This is a genomic window from Thauera sp. 28 (assembly GCF_000310145.2).
GTDB lineage: Bacteria > Pseudomonadota > Gammaproteobacteria > Burkholderiales > Rhodocyclaceae > Thauera > Thauera mechernichensis.
On the sequence record NZ_AMXA01000006.1, the window covers coordinates 14,985 to 30,620 of the forward strand.

At 67.7% G+C, this 15,636-nt stretch carries 16 protein-coding genes; 9 read left to right on the forward strand and 7 right to left on the reverse strand.

What is annotated here, in order from left to right; translation table 11 throughout:
* Positions 1 to 22 precede the first annotated feature (22 nt).
* Both C662_RS06520 and C662_RS06525 read left to right on the forward strand, forming a co-directional pair.
* Positions 23 to 373, forward strand: coding sequence for a VanZ family protein (locus tag C662_RS06520; protein WP_002926397.1), 351 nt, complete (start codon positions 23 to 25; stop codon positions 371 to 373).
* A 143-nt stretch (positions 374 to 516) separates the two neighbouring features.
* The gene (locus C662_RS06525; RefSeq protein ID WP_002926399.1) at positions 517 to 2,496 is read left to right on the forward strand and encodes a peptidase U32 family protein; all 1,980 of its coding nucleotides are present in this window, start codon (positions 517 to 519) and stop codon (positions 2,494 to 2,496) included.
* Between the two features lie 22 nt (positions 2,497 to 2,518).
* On the opposite strand, the gene C662_RS06530 is transcribed toward C662_RS06525, so the two are convergent.
* The 4 genes from C662_RS06530 to C662_RS06545 all read right to left on the reverse strand — a co-directional run bounded on the left by C662_RS06530 (position 2,519) and on the right by C662_RS06545 (position 7,006).
* Positions 2,519 to 3,010, reverse strand: coding sequence for a TlpA family protein disulfide reductase (locus C662_RS06530; RefSeq protein ID WP_002926401.1), 492 nt, complete (start codon positions 3,008 to 3,010; stop codon positions 2,519 to 2,521).
* Complete coding sequence (locus C662_RS06535) at positions 3,010 to 4,275, reverse strand: sialidase family protein (RefSeq protein WP_002926402.1); 1,266 nt, start codon at positions 4,273 to 4,275, stop codon at positions 3,010 to 3,012. The genes C662_RS06530 and C662_RS06535 overlap by 1 nt, the downstream gene beginning before the upstream one ends.
* On the reverse strand, positions 4,275 to 6,407 hold the full coding sequence (locus C662_RS06540) for a TonB-dependent receptor (protein WP_002926405.1): 2,133 nt from the start codon (positions 6,405 to 6,407) through the stop codon (positions 4,275 to 4,277). The genes C662_RS06535 and C662_RS06540 overlap by 1 nt, the downstream gene beginning before the upstream one ends.
* A 215-nt stretch (positions 6,408 to 6,622) precedes the next feature.
* The gene (locus C662_RS06545) at positions 6,623 to 7,006 is read right to left on the reverse strand and encodes a DUF2946 domain-containing protein (protein WP_002926408.1); all 384 of its coding nucleotides are present in this window, start codon (positions 7,004 to 7,006) and stop codon (positions 6,623 to 6,625) included.
* Between the two features lie 270 nt (positions 7,007 to 7,276).
* Between C662_RS06545 and C662_RS06550 the strand changes: the two genes are divergently transcribed.
* The 5 genes from C662_RS06550 to C662_RS06570 all read left to right on the forward strand — a co-directional run bounded on the left by C662_RS06550 (position 7,277) and on the right by C662_RS06570 (position 12,626).
* Positions 7,277 to 7,666, forward strand: coding sequence for a thioredoxin family protein (locus C662_RS06550; protein WP_002926410.1), 390 nt, complete (start codon positions 7,277 to 7,279; stop codon positions 7,664 to 7,666).
* 291 nt (positions 7,667 to 7,957) lie between these two features.
* The gene (gene ovoA, locus C662_RS06555; protein ID WP_002926412.1) at positions 7,958 to 10,075 is read left to right on the forward strand and encodes a 5-histidylcysteine sulfoxide synthase; all 2,118 of its coding nucleotides are present in this window, start codon (positions 7,958 to 7,960) and stop codon (positions 10,073 to 10,075) included.
* Positions 10,072 to 11,175 carry an ADP-ribosylglycohydrolase family protein gene (locus C662_RS06560; RefSeq protein WP_002926413.1) on the forward strand — a complete coding sequence of 368 codons (1,104 nt, stop codon included), beginning with the start codon at positions 10,072 to 10,074 and terminating at the stop codon, positions 11,173 to 11,175. Before ovoA ends, C662_RS06560 begins: the two co-directional genes overlap by 4 nt.
* Before the next feature lie 470 nt (positions 11,176 to 11,645).
* On the forward strand, positions 11,646 to 12,167 hold the full coding sequence (locus tag C662_RS06565; protein ID WP_002926415.1) for a DUF3617 domain-containing protein: 522 nt from the start codon (positions 11,646 to 11,648) through the stop codon (positions 12,165 to 12,167).
* A 189-nt stretch (positions 12,168 to 12,356) separates the two neighbouring features.
* Positions 12,357 to 12,626 carry a hypothetical protein gene (locus C662_RS06570; protein ID WP_002926416.1) on the forward strand — a complete coding sequence of 90 codons (270 nt, stop codon included), beginning with the start codon at positions 12,357 to 12,359 and terminating at the stop codon, positions 12,624 to 12,626.
* A 44-nt stretch (positions 12,627 to 12,670) separates the two neighbouring features.
* On the opposite strand, the gene C662_RS06575 is transcribed toward C662_RS06570, so the two are convergent.
* A complete protein-coding gene (locus C662_RS06575; RefSeq protein ID WP_002926417.1) occupies positions 12,671 to 13,141 on the reverse strand; it encodes a CreA family protein in 471 nt (156 codons plus the stop codon).
* Positions 13,142 to 13,378: 237 nt separating this feature from the next.
* Here C662_RS06575 and C662_RS06580 point away from each other — a divergent pair, with 237 nt between their 5' ends.
* Both C662_RS06580 and C662_RS06585 read left to right on the forward strand, forming a co-directional pair.
* The gene (locus C662_RS06580) at positions 13,379 to 13,906 is read left to right on the forward strand and encodes a cytochrome c oxidase subunit 3 family protein (protein ID WP_037984252.1); all 528 of its coding nucleotides are present in this window, start codon (positions 13,379 to 13,381) and stop codon (positions 13,904 to 13,906) included.
* Positions 13,907 to 13,934: 28 nt separating this feature from the next.
* Positions 13,935 to 14,228, forward strand: coding sequence for a cytochrome C oxidase subunit IV family protein (locus C662_RS06585; RefSeq protein ID WP_002926419.1), 294 nt, complete (start codon positions 13,935 to 13,937; stop codon positions 14,226 to 14,228).
* 6 nt (positions 14,229 to 14,234) lie between these two features.
* Here the strand turns inward: C662_RS06585 and C662_RS06590 are convergent, their stop codons facing one another.
* On the reverse strand, positions 14,235 to 14,447 hold the full coding sequence (locus C662_RS06590; RefSeq protein WP_002926420.1) for a SlyX family protein: 213 nt from the start codon (positions 14,445 to 14,447) through the stop codon (positions 14,235 to 14,237).
* A gap of 80 nt (positions 14,448 to 14,527) precedes the next feature.
* Positions 14,528 to 15,631 carry a tRNA epoxyqueuosine(34) reductase QueG gene (gene queG, locus C662_RS06595; RefSeq protein WP_002926421.1) on the reverse strand — a complete coding sequence of 368 codons (1,104 nt, stop codon included), beginning with the start codon at positions 15,629 to 15,631 and terminating at the stop codon, positions 14,528 to 14,530.
* Between the last annotated feature and the right edge of the window lie 5 nt (positions 15,632 to 15,636).

Consider the following 15,636-nt stretch of genomic DNA (forward strand, 5'->3'; position numbering starts at 1 on the left):
AAACGCGTCACTAGGACTTCGCATGCCCTCATCCGTTCGCAAGACCCTGCGCCTGCTGTTCGTGCTCGTGCTGCTCGCCGTGTTCTGGATGGCCTTGCTGCCCGCCCCCGAGGTGGCCAAGCTGGTCTCCTGGCAGGACAAGATAGAGCACGCGGTGCTGTTCGCAGTGCTTGCCCTGCTAGCCCTCGCCGCCTGGCCCGAACGGCCGGTCACCATCGCCGTGGGCCTGCTCCTGTACGGTGCAGCGATGGAGTTCGCACAGTCGATGACCGCGCACCGCTTCGGCGACCCCTGGGACTGGGTGGCGGATGCAGTGGGGCTGCTCGTGCTGGTGCCGTTCGCCCTTGCCCGACGCCGACGCCTGCGCGGCTGAGCCAGGCACACGGGTGCAGCGCCGCCAGGCCACCGTGATGAGCGCAGGTTGAGCGCCTTTTTTGACCACAGGCGCGCCTGGCGGCGCGCGCCTTGTTATCATCCTGGCCTTTCCGATCAAGCGCTTGCGCAATCCAGACGCCGATGAGCACCGACCGCCACACCCTCGAACTCCTCGCCCCGGCCAAGACCGCCGACTTCGGCATCGAGGCCATCAACCATGGCGCGGACGCGGTCTACATCGGCGGCCCAGCCTTTGGTGCGCGCTCGTCCGCGGACAACTCGGTCGCAGACATCGCGCGCCTGGTGCAGCACGCCCACCGCTACCACGCGCAGATCTTCGTCGCCACCAACACCATCCTGTTCGATGCCGAACTCGAACCGGCGCGCAAGCTGATCTGGGAGCTGTATGACGCCGGCGTCGACGCCCTGATCGTGCAGGACATGGGCCTGCTCGAGCTCGACCTGCCGCCGATCCAGCTCCACGCCAGCACGCAGACCGACATCCGCGACGCCAGCAAGGCGCGCTTCCTGCAGGACGTGGGTTTCTCGCAGATCGTGCTGGCGCGCGAGCTGTCGCTCGCCGAGGTGAAGAAGATCGCCGCAGCCACCACCTGCCAGCTCGAGTACTTCGTGCACGGCGCGCTGTGCGTGGCCTTCTCCGGCCAGTGCTACATCAGCCACGCCCACACCGGGCGCAGCGCCAACCGCGGCGAATGTTCGCAGGCCTGTCGACTGCCCTACGACCTCAAGGACAAGGACGGCAACACCGTCGCCAGCAACCAGCACATGCTGTCGATGAAGGACAACAACCAGAGCGCCAATCTGCGCGCGCTGGCCGCCGCGGGAGTCAGTTCGTTCAAGATCGAGGGCCGCTACAAGGACCTCGCCTACGTCAAGAACATCACCGCGCACTACCGCACGCTGCTCGACGACATCATCGAGCACCCGGACGCCGACGGCCCTGCATACCGCCGCGCCTCGAGCGGGCGCACCACCTTCCTGTTCACCCCGCAGGCCGACAAGACCTTCAACCGCGGCTACACCGACTACTTCACCAACGACCGCCGCCACGGCATCGAGGCCTTCGAGTCGCCCAAGTTCGTCGGCGAACCGATCGGCCGAGTGAAGAAGATCGACACCAAGGGGCGCAAGTTCTTCGACGTCGAGCGCGTCTCGCCGATCCACAACGCCGACGGCCTGACCTGGTACACGCCGAAGGGCGAGCTCACCGGCCTGCGGGTGAATCGCGCCGAAGCCAACGGCGGCGGCGAGGGCATCGACCGCATCTTTCCGTCCGAACCGCTGCCGTCCGACCTGGTGCCCGGCACCTCGCTGTTCCGCAATCACGACCACGAGTTCGAGCGTGCACTCGAGAAGAAGTCCGCCGAGCGCCGCATTGCGGTCGATGCGCAGTTCGCAGCGACTGCGGACGGCTTCGTGCTGACACTTGTAGACGAGGACGGCGTGCGCGCGAGCGCAAGCCTTACGACAGCCTTCGAGCCGGCGCAGAACGCCGAGCGCGCGCTCGCCACCCTGCGCGAACACATCGCCAAGCTGGGCAACACCGACTTCGTTGCAGGCGACATCCTCATCGACCTGCCGGCGCCTCCCTTCCTGCCCGCGAGCCAGCTCAACGCCCTGCGCCGCGAAGCCGTCGAGCGCCTGGAGCACGCAAGGCTGCTGGCCTACGCCCGCCCGCCACGCGCCGCACCGGTGAAGCCGCCCGTCCCCTATCCGCAGGACGCGCTGAGCTACCTTGCCAACGTCTCGAACGACAAGGCGCGTGCCTTCTACGCCAGGCACGGCGTCAAGCTCATCGACGCCGCCTTCGAGGAGAACCAGGAGACCGACGACGTCTCGCTGATGATCACCAAGCACTGCCTGCGCTACAGCTTCAACCTGTGCCCCAAGGAAGTGAAAGGCATCCGCCCCGACCCGATGCAGCTGGTCAATGGCAACGAGACGCTGACCCTGCGCTTCGACTGCAAGCGTTGCGAGATGCACGTCGTCGGCGGAATGAAGCCCCACATCGCGAAAATGCGCGACACGGTGGTCGCGCAGAAGGTGAGCTTTTTCCCAAGCAAGCCGGGCCAGGGCGCGGCGCTACCGGTTCAGGGCTGACCGAGACCTGATCAACGGCAGGCTAAGGGCGGCCCAAACCCAGCAGCGCACGTGTGCGCGCCTCATCGACAATGCCCGACACCGCCTTGAGCCCGCCGCGACCATCGAAGAACAGCGTCCGCGGCAACTCGCCGCGCCAATCCGGGTCGATGGCAAAGGCCAGGCGCTCGGGCGCCTCGTCGCCGTAGGCGAAGCGCGCACCGGGGACGCCGAAGCGGTCGAGGATCTCACCCAGTTGTGGGTCGTCCGGCTCCACCGCGATCGTGACGAGGCGCGGGCCTGCAGCGGCGCGTGACATCGCCGAAAACAATGCAAGGTTCTTCTTGCAATGCACGCACTCGGCCGACCATAGCGCGATGATCGTCGGCACACGGTGCGTGGCGGGCGCGACAAGCTCACGCGCGCCCGCGGCGTCGAGGCGGGTGAAGCCCTGTGCGGTATCGGCCGCCACCGCAGCACCGGACACGGCCCCGCCGCACAGCAGCAGCGCAAACAGGATGCGGATCGTCTTCATCACAGCGCATACCCCTTCATGCCTTCGTCTGCGGTGCGCCAGAACACGAACAAGGCGTCGCCCTGGCTCAGCACGCGCGGCTGATCCGACGCCCCCGCGGTACTGGCCAACACCTGGGTGTGGAAGCTGTGCCCGCCGTCATCGGACAGTTCCGCCAGGAGCCGGGTGCGCTCGCCGTCGAACTCCTTCCACACCACCGCGATCCGTGCGCCAGCCAGCGCGATGTCGGCATGCGCCGCACGCTGCCCGCCCACCGTGCGCTGGCCCTCGACGCGGCCATCGGCAAGGCGTCCGTAGAACACCCTGCCCTCGCCCTCGCGCTCGTTGAACCACACCGCGTGACGCGTGCCGTCGGCGGCCACCACGAGCGAGGGGCCATGGTGCGGGCAGGCATCGATGCGCCAGCGGTCAAAGGTGGCGCGTTCGGGGACGGCCGCGCCGCCGTGCTCGACGTCGAGACGGACAAGCGCATGGTCACGCTCGTTGGGCTCGAAGACGTGACGCCAGAGCAGCAGCGGCGTGCCATCGACATCCTTGGCCAGCGCCAGCCTGCAGCACTGGCAACTGTAGTCCACCACCTTGGTTTCGGGCCGGAAGCTGCGCCCGGCATCGTCGGACACCGCCGCATAGATCGCCGAGCCTCGGTAGTCTTCCCCCGAACGCTTGGCCGCTGCGCTTTCGCGGCCGTCGATCCAGGCGATGACAAGGCGACCGTCTCGCATCATTCGCATCACATTGAAGCTATGACCGACGATGCTACGGTCACGGTGTACGGTGACCGGTGCATCGAAATGCACGCCGTCGGCGGCGCGAGCGAAGCGCACGTCGCCCGTGAAGCGCTCCTCGAAGCGGCGCGCCCACGACACCAGCACCGCACCATCGGCAGTAATGACCAGCTGCGGCCGGTTCTCGCCATCGGCCGCTACCGCCTCCGGAACGGGGTTGACCACTGCTGCCTCGTGCCAGCGCAGGCCGCCATCGGTGCTGCGGTGGAGCACGACGTGGCCACCTCGCGTCGCAACCGCGTACCAGCTGCCGTCGGCCGCAATCGCGGCGCTGGTGCCCAGTTCGGGCCGCGCCGCCTTTGTCGGTGCAGCCTTGGCGGCGCCAGCGTGATCGCCATGGGCGGCTGCCGCGCCGACCACACCGAGGACGAGCGCTGCACCCATCAGGTAGCGCTTACAACACATGAATAGTCGTCCCATCATGCCCTCTCCGGCATCGTCGCCCGCGCTGACCGAGCGCGGGCGCATTGTCATCGTCATTACCATTTGGCCTGCAGTCCAAGGTAAACCGTACGCGGCAGCCCGGCAGTGTAGGTGGCATTGCCGCTGGACAGCCCAGAGGTCTCGGCGTGGCGGCGGTCGAACAGGTTGGAGACGCTGGCGTAAGCCTCGAAGCCCTTGGCAAACGGATAGTTGGCGCGCAGGTTGAAGAGATCGTGGCCGCCATACTTGCTGGTGTTGGCGGCGTCGCGCCAGTAGCTGCCGAGCTTGACCCACTCGAGCTGCACCCGGCCACCGTTCATCGCCGATGGCGCGTAGCTCAGGCGTGTGTTGGCGAGCAGCCGCGGCGCGCTTTCCATTTCCTTCCCACTGTAGTCCGCCGTACCGGACACTACCCAGGTTTCGTAGGAGTGCTTGGCGTAAGACAGGCTGGCATCGAGCCGCCAATCGCTGGCCAGCGCCAGACCGAGGCCCATCTCGATACCTCGGTGCAAGGTCTTGCCGGCATTGACGGCGGTGCGCTGGTTGGTAACCGGGTCCTGATAGCTGACGATGTCGTCCTTCTTCGTCATGTGATAGACCGACAATTCGTAGCTGACGCCCTCTGCACTGCCACGCAGACCGGTCTCGAAGCTATCGACGACGACGGGCTTGAGCTTCAGCAGCGACTCCGCCTGCGCTTGCGCGCGCGCAGCGCTCGACTCACGACTGCCGCGGAAGACCTGGCCTTCGGACGGCGCACGGAAGGCGTTGCTGTAGGCGACGAAGCCATTCAGGTGCTCGGAGAATGCCCAGGTCGCGCCCAGCTTTGGGCTTAGGCGGCTATAGCCAACCTTGGCGCTGGCGGCATGGCCGTACCAGCCGTTGCCGGGGAAGGCCCCCGCAACCCCCTGGGTCGCCCCGGCCGCACCGCCATTCATCTTGTTGGTGTAGTCGTACCGCATGTCGTCGTAGCGCAAGCCGGCAGTGAGGCGCAGCCGCTCGGTCGGCGAGATCTCTCCATGGAGGTAGGGCGAGATGCCGCGGAAGGTGACGTCGTAGTGGTAGATCTGTACCGGTGCCACCGCACGATTGAGGCCGTAGGTCGTGCCGCCGAGGGCGTTGGTAGTGCGCGTCAGCGCAATCGAGTCCTCATCGCGCGAACCGGGGCTGTAGTCCACGTCGAGGCCGACGATGAGACGCGCGCGCATGGGCGCGAAGTCCATGCGGTACTTGCTGAGGAAGCCGAAGGACTGGTTCTTGGTGACATACTGGTTCGGATCGTAGCTGACCGTCCAGCTCGGGATGATCCTCATGCTGTTGTCGCGGAAATACGGCGTCACCGACAGCAGCGTCGTCTCGGTCTCGCGCTCGAAGGCGGTGGACACGCGGAACGCATCGACCTTGCGGAACGAGAACGGAATGTTGTTGGTACGCGGCGCGGCGCGGAACTCGGCCTCGTTCAGGTTGCCGACGTGCTGCTGGTCGACCGTGGAGAACGAAACGACCGTCTTCAGCATCGCATCGTCGGCGAGCGCGCGATCCCAGCGCAAGGTGCCGGCGCGGCGGTCATAGCCGGCGTCGTGCTGCCAGCCGTCGCTATGGGTGAAGTTGAGGCTGGCGCGCCAGGCATCGTCGCCGTGCGCATTACCACCGCTCGCCAGCGCGCGACGCCAGCCATGCGAGCCGACCTCGCCACCAAGTTCGAACGCTGGCCCGGTGGGCGGGTTGCGCGTCAGCACGTTGACCGTACCGCCGATCGCATCCGAACCATAAAGGGCGCTGCCCGGCCCTTTTGATACTTCCAGGCCCCCCGACTGCGGCACATTGATCTCGTACAGCGCGTTGTGGTTGAAGAACCCGGTCGAGCGCGTCGGGATGCCGTCTTCAAGGTAGAGATAGACCGCGGCAGTCGTCAGCGGCTGGCGGATCGAGGTGGAATGCCCTTCGCCCGACAGGTTGCTGATCCAAACACCCGGGACCTGGTTGAGGACTTCCTTCGGGTGCGCCGGGCGGGCCGTGGCGAGGGTCGACTCCTTGACCGCGGACACGGTGGCGGGCGTCTCACCGACGGGACGCGCCTCGCGCGTGGCGGTGACGCTGACTTCGCCGAGCACGGGCACGGTCTCCGCGGCAGTCGCAACCGAAGCACCAAGGGCAGCAATGAGGATGGCAAGTTGTTTGTGTTTCACGAATCACTCCTGTTCTACGCGCGGCGCAGGCGGGCACGGCGCATGGCGGCAAGGCCTGCGAGCGGCATCGGTATGGCCTGCGCATCGGCGCAGCCAAAAAAAACGATTGGGATGCGGCAGCTGAATAGACAAGGCCCAGACGCATGCGCACAAGCCGCGCCCACCGGCGGCGGCAACGCACGCGGGCAAGGCGAAACCAGCAACTTGCGGAGGGCTCAGGCCACGGCGGGCGGTGCGCGCGGAGAGGAGGCGACCCAGGGCGGGCGGGGCCGCGGCTGATGGAGGCTGAAGGCAGGGCTGATGTCCTCGCCCTGCGCCGACGGCACGTCTGCGCCTCCCCATGCTGCCGGCAGCGCGCTTGCGAAGAGGCTGCAGAACACGCACCCGCCAGCGGTGCGTGCTAGCTCGTCGGCCGGGTCCTGCGGCGCTGTGTCGACAGCGACGTAGCGCATGCCCGCGGCGGTGCAGATCTCGAGCCAGCGCGCATCACCAGAAGCGCGATAGGCCGCCTGCGACAGCGTCGGCGCGAGCGCAGCCAACAGCATCGCGAACATCGCGATCCAGGCGGCAAGCGAACGGGCAGAGCGTGTCAGGCGCATGGTAGGTGCGAGGGCCGGCCCAGTGGCCAGGCGGTAACAGGCGAAACGGAACTCTAGCGGCTCGAACCGAAACCCTGATTGACTGCAATCAAGCCGCAGGGCCAGTGCCCGCATGGGATGATCGCCACGGGTCGAGCGCAGCAGCGACGGCAGTGTCTACGCGACATGCCGCCAAGGCAAGGGGTAAGCTACGCTCCCCGCACAAGCGCCACGATCCGGCCCCAGGACAACGCGCGCGCCGCGCTGCCATCGACACACCGTAGGCGCAACATGCTGACACCTGCACAACAACTGCCCAACCACCCCCGCCTGAACGACGCCCCTCTGGTCGTGATGGCCCTGTGCGCCAACTGGTGCGGCACCTGCCGTGACTTCCAGGCGGTGCTCACCCGCATCGCCCTGGCCCATCCCGAGATCGTCTTTGCCTGGGCCGACATCGAGGACGATGCCGAACTCGTGGGCGATATCGACGTGGACGACTTCCCCACATTGGCCGTCTTCAAGGCGGGCCAGCCCCTGCACTTCGGCGCCTCACTCCCCATCGAGGCGGTGGTGACACGACTGCTGGCGCGTCTCGCGCAGTCCTCCGCTACCCCCACTGCCGCCCCCAGCGTCATTCCAAGCGCGGTGCGCGAGCTTGGCGCCCGGCTGAGCCGCTGAGGCGCGTTCGGGCGCGTGGGCGGGCGCCGAAAAGGTCGTAAGAGACTCGCGGCTGGCGCCGCTCCCACGCGGGGGACGCGCGCGGTGGTTTCCGGTAGGAGCGGCGCCAGCCGCGAGCTTTTCATCGCCCACCCAACGCCGATCGCCTTCAAACCCTCGCGGCGGGCGCCGCTTCCACGCAAAAGCACTCGCCCGCACCCCGCCTGTCCCTCACCTCCCCCTCCCCAGCCGCCCTTGATCCCGCGCCCGTGATCTTGCACAGTCCCATGCATCGCCTCGCGGATGCCGACCATGAACGCCCTCTTCCCCCGCACCCCGCTGCTCGCCGGCCAGGACGTCGAAGCCAAGCGCACCGAGCTGCTGCACTACTTCCACGCCACCTTCGACCGCTACGAGTCGCTGTTCGAGGTACTGGCCTGTGACGAGGCCTACTACAAGAAGCCGATCAGCCTGCGTCACCCGCTGATCTTCTACTTCGGCCACACCGCGACCTTCTTCATCAACAAGCTCCTGCTCGCCGGCCTGATCGAGCAGCGCATCGATCCGCGCCTGGAGTCGATGTTCGCAGTCGGCGTCGACGAGATGAGCTGGGACGACCTCGACGACACCCGCTACGACTGGCCCACGGTGGCCGAGGTCGCCGCGTACCGGAACAAGGTGCGGGCGGTGGTCGACCGGGCGATCCGCGAGACACCCTTCACCCTGCCGATCGGCTGGAAGGATCCGTTCTGGGCGGTGGTGATGGGTATCGAGCACGAGCGCATCCACCTCGAAACCTCGTCAGTGCTGATGCGCCAGCATGCGCTGCACTACGTGAAGCCCCACCCCGCCTGGCAGCCCTGCGCCGAGCACGGCGAACCGCCCGCCAACACCCTGGTCGACATCCCCGCCGGCGTCGTGCAGCTCGGCCGCAGCTTCGACGAGCCGATCTACGGCTGGGACAACGAATACGGCAGCCACCGCGCCGAGGTGCCGGCCTTACAGGCGGCGCGCCACCTCGTCACCAATCGTGAGTACCTCGGCTTCGTCGAGGCCGGCGGCTACGCCGACGACAGCGTGTGGGACGAGGAGGGCCTGGGCTGGAAGCGCTTTGCGCGTGCCGAACACCCGACCTTCTGGGTACCCGGCGCCGCCGGCTGGAAGCTGCGCCTGATGACCGAAGAAGTGCCGATGTGCTGGGACTGGCCAGTGGAGGTCAATTGCCTGGAGGCGCGCGCCTTCTGCCGCTGGAAGGCGCGCGAGACCGGTCAGCCGGTGCGCCTGCCCACCGAGGACGAATGGAACCGCCTCTACGACCATGCCGGCCTCGCCGACGTGCCGCACGACGCCCCGGCCAAGGCCAACCTGCATCTGGACCACTGGGCCTCGAGCTGTCCGGTGACGCTGTTCCAGCATGGCGAGCTGTTCGACGTGGTCGGCAACGTGTGGCAGTGGTGCGAGACGCCGACCTATCCCTTCGACGGCTTCGACGTGCACCCGATCTACGACGACTTCACTACGCCGACCTTCGACGACCGCCACGCCATCATCAAGGGCGGCAGCTGGATCTCGGCCGGTAACGAGTCGCGCCACGCCGCGCGCTACGCCTTCCGCCGCCACTTCTTCCAGCACGCGGGTTTCCGCTACATCGTCAGCGACGCCCCCGCGCTCAATCCGTCCTCGACCTACGAGACCGACGCGCTGCTGTCGCAGTACGCCGAGTTCCACTACGGCGACGAAGCCTTCGGCGTACCCAACTTCCCGAAGGCGCTCGCCGACATCGCAATCAGCGCACAGCGTCGCTTCGGCAACGGCCAGTTCGGCCGCGCGCTGGACCTCGGCTGCGCCACTGGCCGCGCCAGCTTCGAACTCGCGCGCGCCTTCGAACGCGTGGTCGGCATCGACTTCTCGGCGCGCTTCATCCAGGCCGGCGCCAAGCTCGCCGAGACCGGCGCGCTGCGCTACACCATGCCCGACGAGGGCGAACTAGTGAGCTACCACGAACGCCGGCTCGACACGCTGGGCTTGGCGGAGACCGCCGGGCGCGTGGAGTTCTGGCAGGGCGACGCCTGCAACCTCAAGGAGGTGTTCACCGGCTTCGACCTCATCCTCGCCGCCAACCTCATCGACCGCCTGTACAGCCCGCGCCGCTTCCTCGCCGATGTGCCGCGGCGCCTCAACCCCGGCGGCCTGCTGCTGCTCGCCTCGCCCTACACCTGGCTGGAAGAACACACCAAGCGCGAGGAGTGGATCGGTGGCTTCAAGAAGGACGGCGAGTCCTTCACCACGCTCGACGGCCTGAAGGAACTGCTCGCCGCCGACTTCGAGTTGGTGCAGGGGCCGCAAGCCGTGCCCTTCGTGATCCGCGAGACGCGGCGCAAACACCAGCACACCCTGTCGGAACTGACCATCTGGCGAAAGCGCACATGAGCGCGGTCGACAACCGCGCCGACCCTGCGCCCCTCGCCGACCGCGCCGCCGGCGCGCTGATGGGCGCCTTCATCGGCGACGCGCTGGCGCTGGGGCCACACTGGTACTACGACCTCGACGCGCTGCGTACGCGCTACGGCGCGTGGATCTCCGACTACACTGCGCCGATGCCCGACCACTACCACGCGGGCATGAAGGCGGGCGAATCCTCGCAGGCGGGCGTGCTGCTGCGTCTGACGCTGGAATCGCTGGCCGAGCGTGGCAGCTATGACGAGGCCGACTTCTGCCGCCGGATGGACGAGGTGTTCTTCCCGCAGATTGACGGCACGCCGATGCACGGCCCCGGCGGCTATACCAGCCAGTCGATCCGCGAAGCCTGGCGCAAGCGCATGCAGCAGGGCCTGCCCTGGGGCCAGGTCGCCGGCAATGCCGATACCACCGAGGCCGCCGAGCGCACGCTGGCGATCGCGGTGCGCTACGCGCTCGACCCGGCGGCGCTGGCGGATGCCGTCACCCGCAACACCGTGCTCACCCAGACCGACGGCACCGTGGTGGCGATGACGCTGGCCTTCGGCGCGGTGCTCGGCATGCTGGTCGAGGGCCATGCACTCGATGCGGCGATCTCGGCCAAGCTGATGGCGCGGGTGAAGTCCGGCGCACTGCCCTTCCACACCGTCACCTCTGGAAACCTGCAGGCGCCGAGGCCCGGCAGTGTCGAGGTCCCGACCGCCGGCCGCTTCCCCTCGCCGGATGCGCTGCTCACGCAATCCTCAATCGCGCGCGCAGCGCTCGACCCAGACGTACGTATCGAGCCGGCGTGGAAGGTGTCGCTGGTGTATGGCATGCCGTGCGCGGTGTACCACCAGTTCCCCGCCGCCTATTACCTGGCGGCGCGCTTTGCCGACGACTTCGAGTCCGCGGTGCTGCACGCGGTGAATGGCGGCGGACAGAACCTGGCGCGGGCGATGCTGACGGGGGCGCTGGTGGGGGCGCAGGTCGGCTTTAGCCGCATCCCGCAGCGCTTCATTACGGGTTTGGCGGACAGCGCAGCGCTGCGGGCGATCGTGCAGCGCGTCGCAGTGCAGGTGGACACGGACTGAGTCGGATTGCGAATTCTGCACAGCCGTCCGTGCAGATTTCGACCTTGCGCGCTCTAGCGCCGGGCAGCCGCCGTGGAACAGCGCTCGCCGCCGCCTGAGCTCAGGCTCGCTCCGGAGCGAGCCGGGTGAGGGCCGCACGGACGAAACCCTGCGCATCGGGTGTGTAGTCCCAACGCTCGATGACGCAGTCCCGGTGCTCCTCATCCTCGCCCGGCGAGCCAATCCTGGGGGCTGCGTCTGCGCGACGGACTGATGTTGCTGGGCGGCTACCTGGCCACGCTGGCGGCGGTCGCCTCGGTGATACTGCTTTGGTGGGGCGGGGCTTCCGCGGTAACCGGGATGCTGTCCTGGATCGGCCTCACTTCAGGGCAGTAAGCGCACACCTGCTTGCACAAAGCCACGGAAATACTCCGTGCTCGCCAGCGATAATCCGGCCTTCGCCCAACCGCAACCTCCCAGGAAGCCCCGTCATGACGTCCCTCCGGTTCGCCCTGCTTGCCCTCGCGCTCGCCAGCCTCCCGCTCTCCTCCCACGCCGTGGACAACATCCGCCCCGGGCTGTGGGAGTTCCGCTCCACCCACCTGAGTGTGGGCGGCCTGCCGGACATGTCAGCGCACATGGCGCAGTTGCAGCAGCAGCTCAAGAACCTGCCTGCCGACACCCGCCGCATCGTCGAGCAGCAGATGGCGCAGCGGGGTGTCAGCCTGGGCGCGGACGGTACGGCGCGCACCTGCATCACGCCTGAGCAGGCTCGCCAGGACAACGTTTTCTCCGGCAAGGTGGAGGGCAATTGCGTGCTCAGCGACGTGACCAGGCAGGGCAACACGGTGACGGGCACGCTGAGCTGCACCGGACCGAGCGCAACCGGCAACTTCCGCGCACGCGTTCACTCCGCGGAGCACTTCACCACGCGCGTGAGCATGCGCTCGACGCGCGGCGATCTCGACGTCGAGACCGAGGGGCGGTGGCTGGCCGCGCAGTGCGCGCGCTGAGCCAGCGGCGGGTGTGAGCCTGGTCACGACCGGGTAGCGGCAGTGCGCCGTAGGCGGAGTGATTGCGCCGCGCCGTGACGGGCGTCACTGCTGCACGCAAGGGACTGCGGGAAAGTGCATCAAGCCCGCCCGAGGCGGGCCGTTACGGGTCTTGAAGGCCCAATCCCCAGGCCCCTGACAGAGGTCATCATGAGCACTCAGCCCCTCTCCGTAATCGAGGGCAAACGCAGCGGCAACTGCCCTCACCCCTGGCATGGCAGCGTCGAGCACGCCGTCAACCGTGCGATCCGCGCTGGCTACCGTGTCGGCCGGCGTGTGCGCATCGGCCACATCGCCGGCTGCGTAGTCGGCTATAACATCGGCCACTTCGGCCGCTTCAGCGGCGCGAGCTACCCCTTGCTGGTGCGTACCGAATTCGGCGTCACCAAGTGCAGCCTCGCCGAGGTGGCGGCGGCCTGAAGCGCGGCAGCCCGTGTGCCGCGCGCGCGGCGCGCGCGGCGCGCTCAGCGCACGGGAATGGCGACGGCCTGCGGGACAGGCACCGCGGTGACGTTGTTCTGCGGGCTGCCGTCGATCAGCTTGTCGCTGTAAACGAGATAGACCAGCGTGTTGCGTGCGCTGTCGACCATGCGCACGATGCGGATCTTCTTGAACAGGATCGACGCGCTCTGCGAGAACACCTCCTCCTGCCTGCGCAGCGGCTCGGCGAACGAGATCTCGCCCACTTGCCGGCAGGCCACCGAGGCGTCGGCAGTGTCTTCCGCCAGGCCCAGCGTGCCCTTCACGCCGCCCGTGCGGGCGCGCGATACGTAGCAGGACACGCCTTTCACCTTCGGATCATCGAACACCTCGACGACGACCTGGTGGTTCCGACCGATGAGCTTGAAGGCGGTGTCGACGCTACCGACGGTTTCGGCCTGCGCCAGCGGCGCCAGCAGGACGGCTCCGAGGGCAAGCAGGGAAATGATCTTCACGAGTCTGGACTCCGGTTTTGGCGCGGGCCGCCAGTATGGCACCGGCTGCGAGGATTTACCCTGGATCAAGGCAGCGCGGTAGCGTTGAGCGTATCAGTTGGTGATCCTGCCTGGGGCGTGTTGCCCTGGCGCCGCCTCACCCTGCTCCGAGCCCCTGCCGTGCCTGCCGCCCTCGCTTTCCCCGATCGTTCTGACCACACCGCACCAGTTGCCGACCGCATCCCCGGCAGCAAGGCCATGTGGGTGGGCATCTTCTGCGAGCTGACCGAGTTCGCGCTGCTGTTCGCGGTGTATTTCATCGCCCGCGCACACAACCCGGACGCATTCGAGGCCGGGCCGGGACGCTTGTCGCTTGCTGCAGGCACCGGGTACACGCTGATGCTGCTCACCAGTGGCTGGTGCGTGGCGCGCGCGCTGCATGCGATGCGCGCCGGGCGCAAGCCGGCCTGCCTGCGCTGGTTGCTGGCCGGTTTCGTGTTCGGGCTGGGCTACCCCTTGATCAAGATCCTCGAACTGCGCTGGAACTTCAGCCACGGGCTGGACAGCGACGCCGGGGTGTTCGTGGTGACCTACTACTACCTCACCTTCACCCACCTGGTACATGTGTTCTGGGGACTGCTGGGCATGCTGTGGGTGATGGCACGCACCGCCGGGGGCGCCTACACGGTGGCCGAGCATGGTGGCCTGGAAGCCTTTGCCTGCTACTGGCACGCGACGGACATCCTGTGGCTGATGATCTTCCCGCTGTTCTATGTGCTGCGATGAGCCCAATGCCGACCAAGGGACCGAGACAATGAGCGAAACACGCAAGGTCGACCTGGCGTGGCTGCTGCTGGTGCTGCTGAGCGTGGCAGGGGCCGGCCTGGGCGGACGGGCAGATGCCGGCTTGGGCGTTGCCGTGATGGTCGCCGTAGTCATGGCGGTCAAGCTGCGGCTGGTGTGCGACCACTTTCTGGAGCTGCGCAGCGCGCACCAGCGCATCAGGCTGGCAGTGTACGCATTCGCCTACGGGATGCCCCTGCTGGTGGTACTGACCAGCGCGTTTGGCGACACCCTCGCCCGCCTAACCGGCGCGCTCATACCCTGACGCCCTCTACCAGTGCGGCGGCACCTCGTCCTCGGGGCGCAGCGGGTTGCCGGGCTGGATGGTCTTGACCTGCTGGGCAAGCTGGCGCAGCTGCTCGCGCTGCAGTTCCAGCGCCTGCTGCTGCCGCCATACCGTGCGGTTGAGTTCGTCGAGCAGATCCTCGGCAGCCATCAGCTTGGTCTCGAGCTTCTCGAGGCGGTGTTCGAGGTGTTGTTCCATGAGGCGCGGCGGTTCCTGGGAGGGGGTTGCAGACAAGAGGACTGCAGACGAGAGGGCCACAGACGAGAGGGCCGCAGATTCTAGCCGCTCGCCGCCCCGCCATGGCGATCCAGTGCCCAGGCCACATGCTCGCGCACGATGGCGCTGTCGTCCTGCGCGCGTGCCTGCAGGGCAGCGAGGACAGCGGCGGTGGTCGGCGCATTGCCCAAGGCCACGGCAATGTTGCGCAACCAACGCTCGTGGCCGATACGGTAGATCGGACTGCCCGCCGTGCGCTCGGCAAAGTCGGCCGCCGACCAGGCGAAGAGCTCGACCAGCGTGGCGCTGTCGAGGCGATGCCGGGGCACAAAGTCGGGCTCGCAGCTGAGTTGGGCGAAGCGGTTCCAGGGGCAGGCGAGCTGGCAGTCGTCACAGCCGTAGATGCGGTTGCCGAGTTGCGGGCGCAGCGCTTCCGGTATGGCGCCCTGCAACTCGATGGTCAGGTAGGAGATGCAGCGCCGCGCATCGACACGATAGGGCGCGACGATGGCGCCGGTGGGACAGGCGTCGATGCAGGCCGTGCAGCGGCCGCAGTGCGGCTCGAGCCGTTCGTCGACCGGCAGCGGCAGGTCGGTGAAGATCTCGCCGAGGAAGAACCACGAACCCGCCGAGCGATCGAGCAGCAGGGTATGTTTGCCGCGCCATCCGAGTCCGTTGCGGCTGGCGTGCTCCACCTCCAGCACCGGGGCGGAATCGGTGAATACGCGGTACTGGTGCGGCACGGCAGCGGCAATGCGCTCGGCGAGCTTTTGCAGGCGCGCGCGCAACACCTTGTGGTAATCGCGCCCCAATGCGTAACGCGACACATAGGCGCGTTGCGGGTCGGCAAGCGCCGCGCCGGCGTCGGCAGCCGCGGGCCAGTAGTCCATGCGCGCACTGATCACGCGCACCGTACCGGGCACCAGCTCGGCTGCGCGCGCGCGCTTGAGGCCGTGTCGCGCCATATAATCCATGTCGCCGTGGAAGCCGGCCTCCACCCAGGCCATCAGCCCCGGCTCGGCATCCGTGAGGTCGATTCCGCCCACGCCGATCGCATTGAAGCCGAACTCCCGCCCCCACTGTCTGATCTGCGCAACAAATTCAAGCCCGTCGCTCGGGCCCCAACCCGACACCGCGGCAGGCTGCGCGCCCGCCGCAGACGACATGTCCG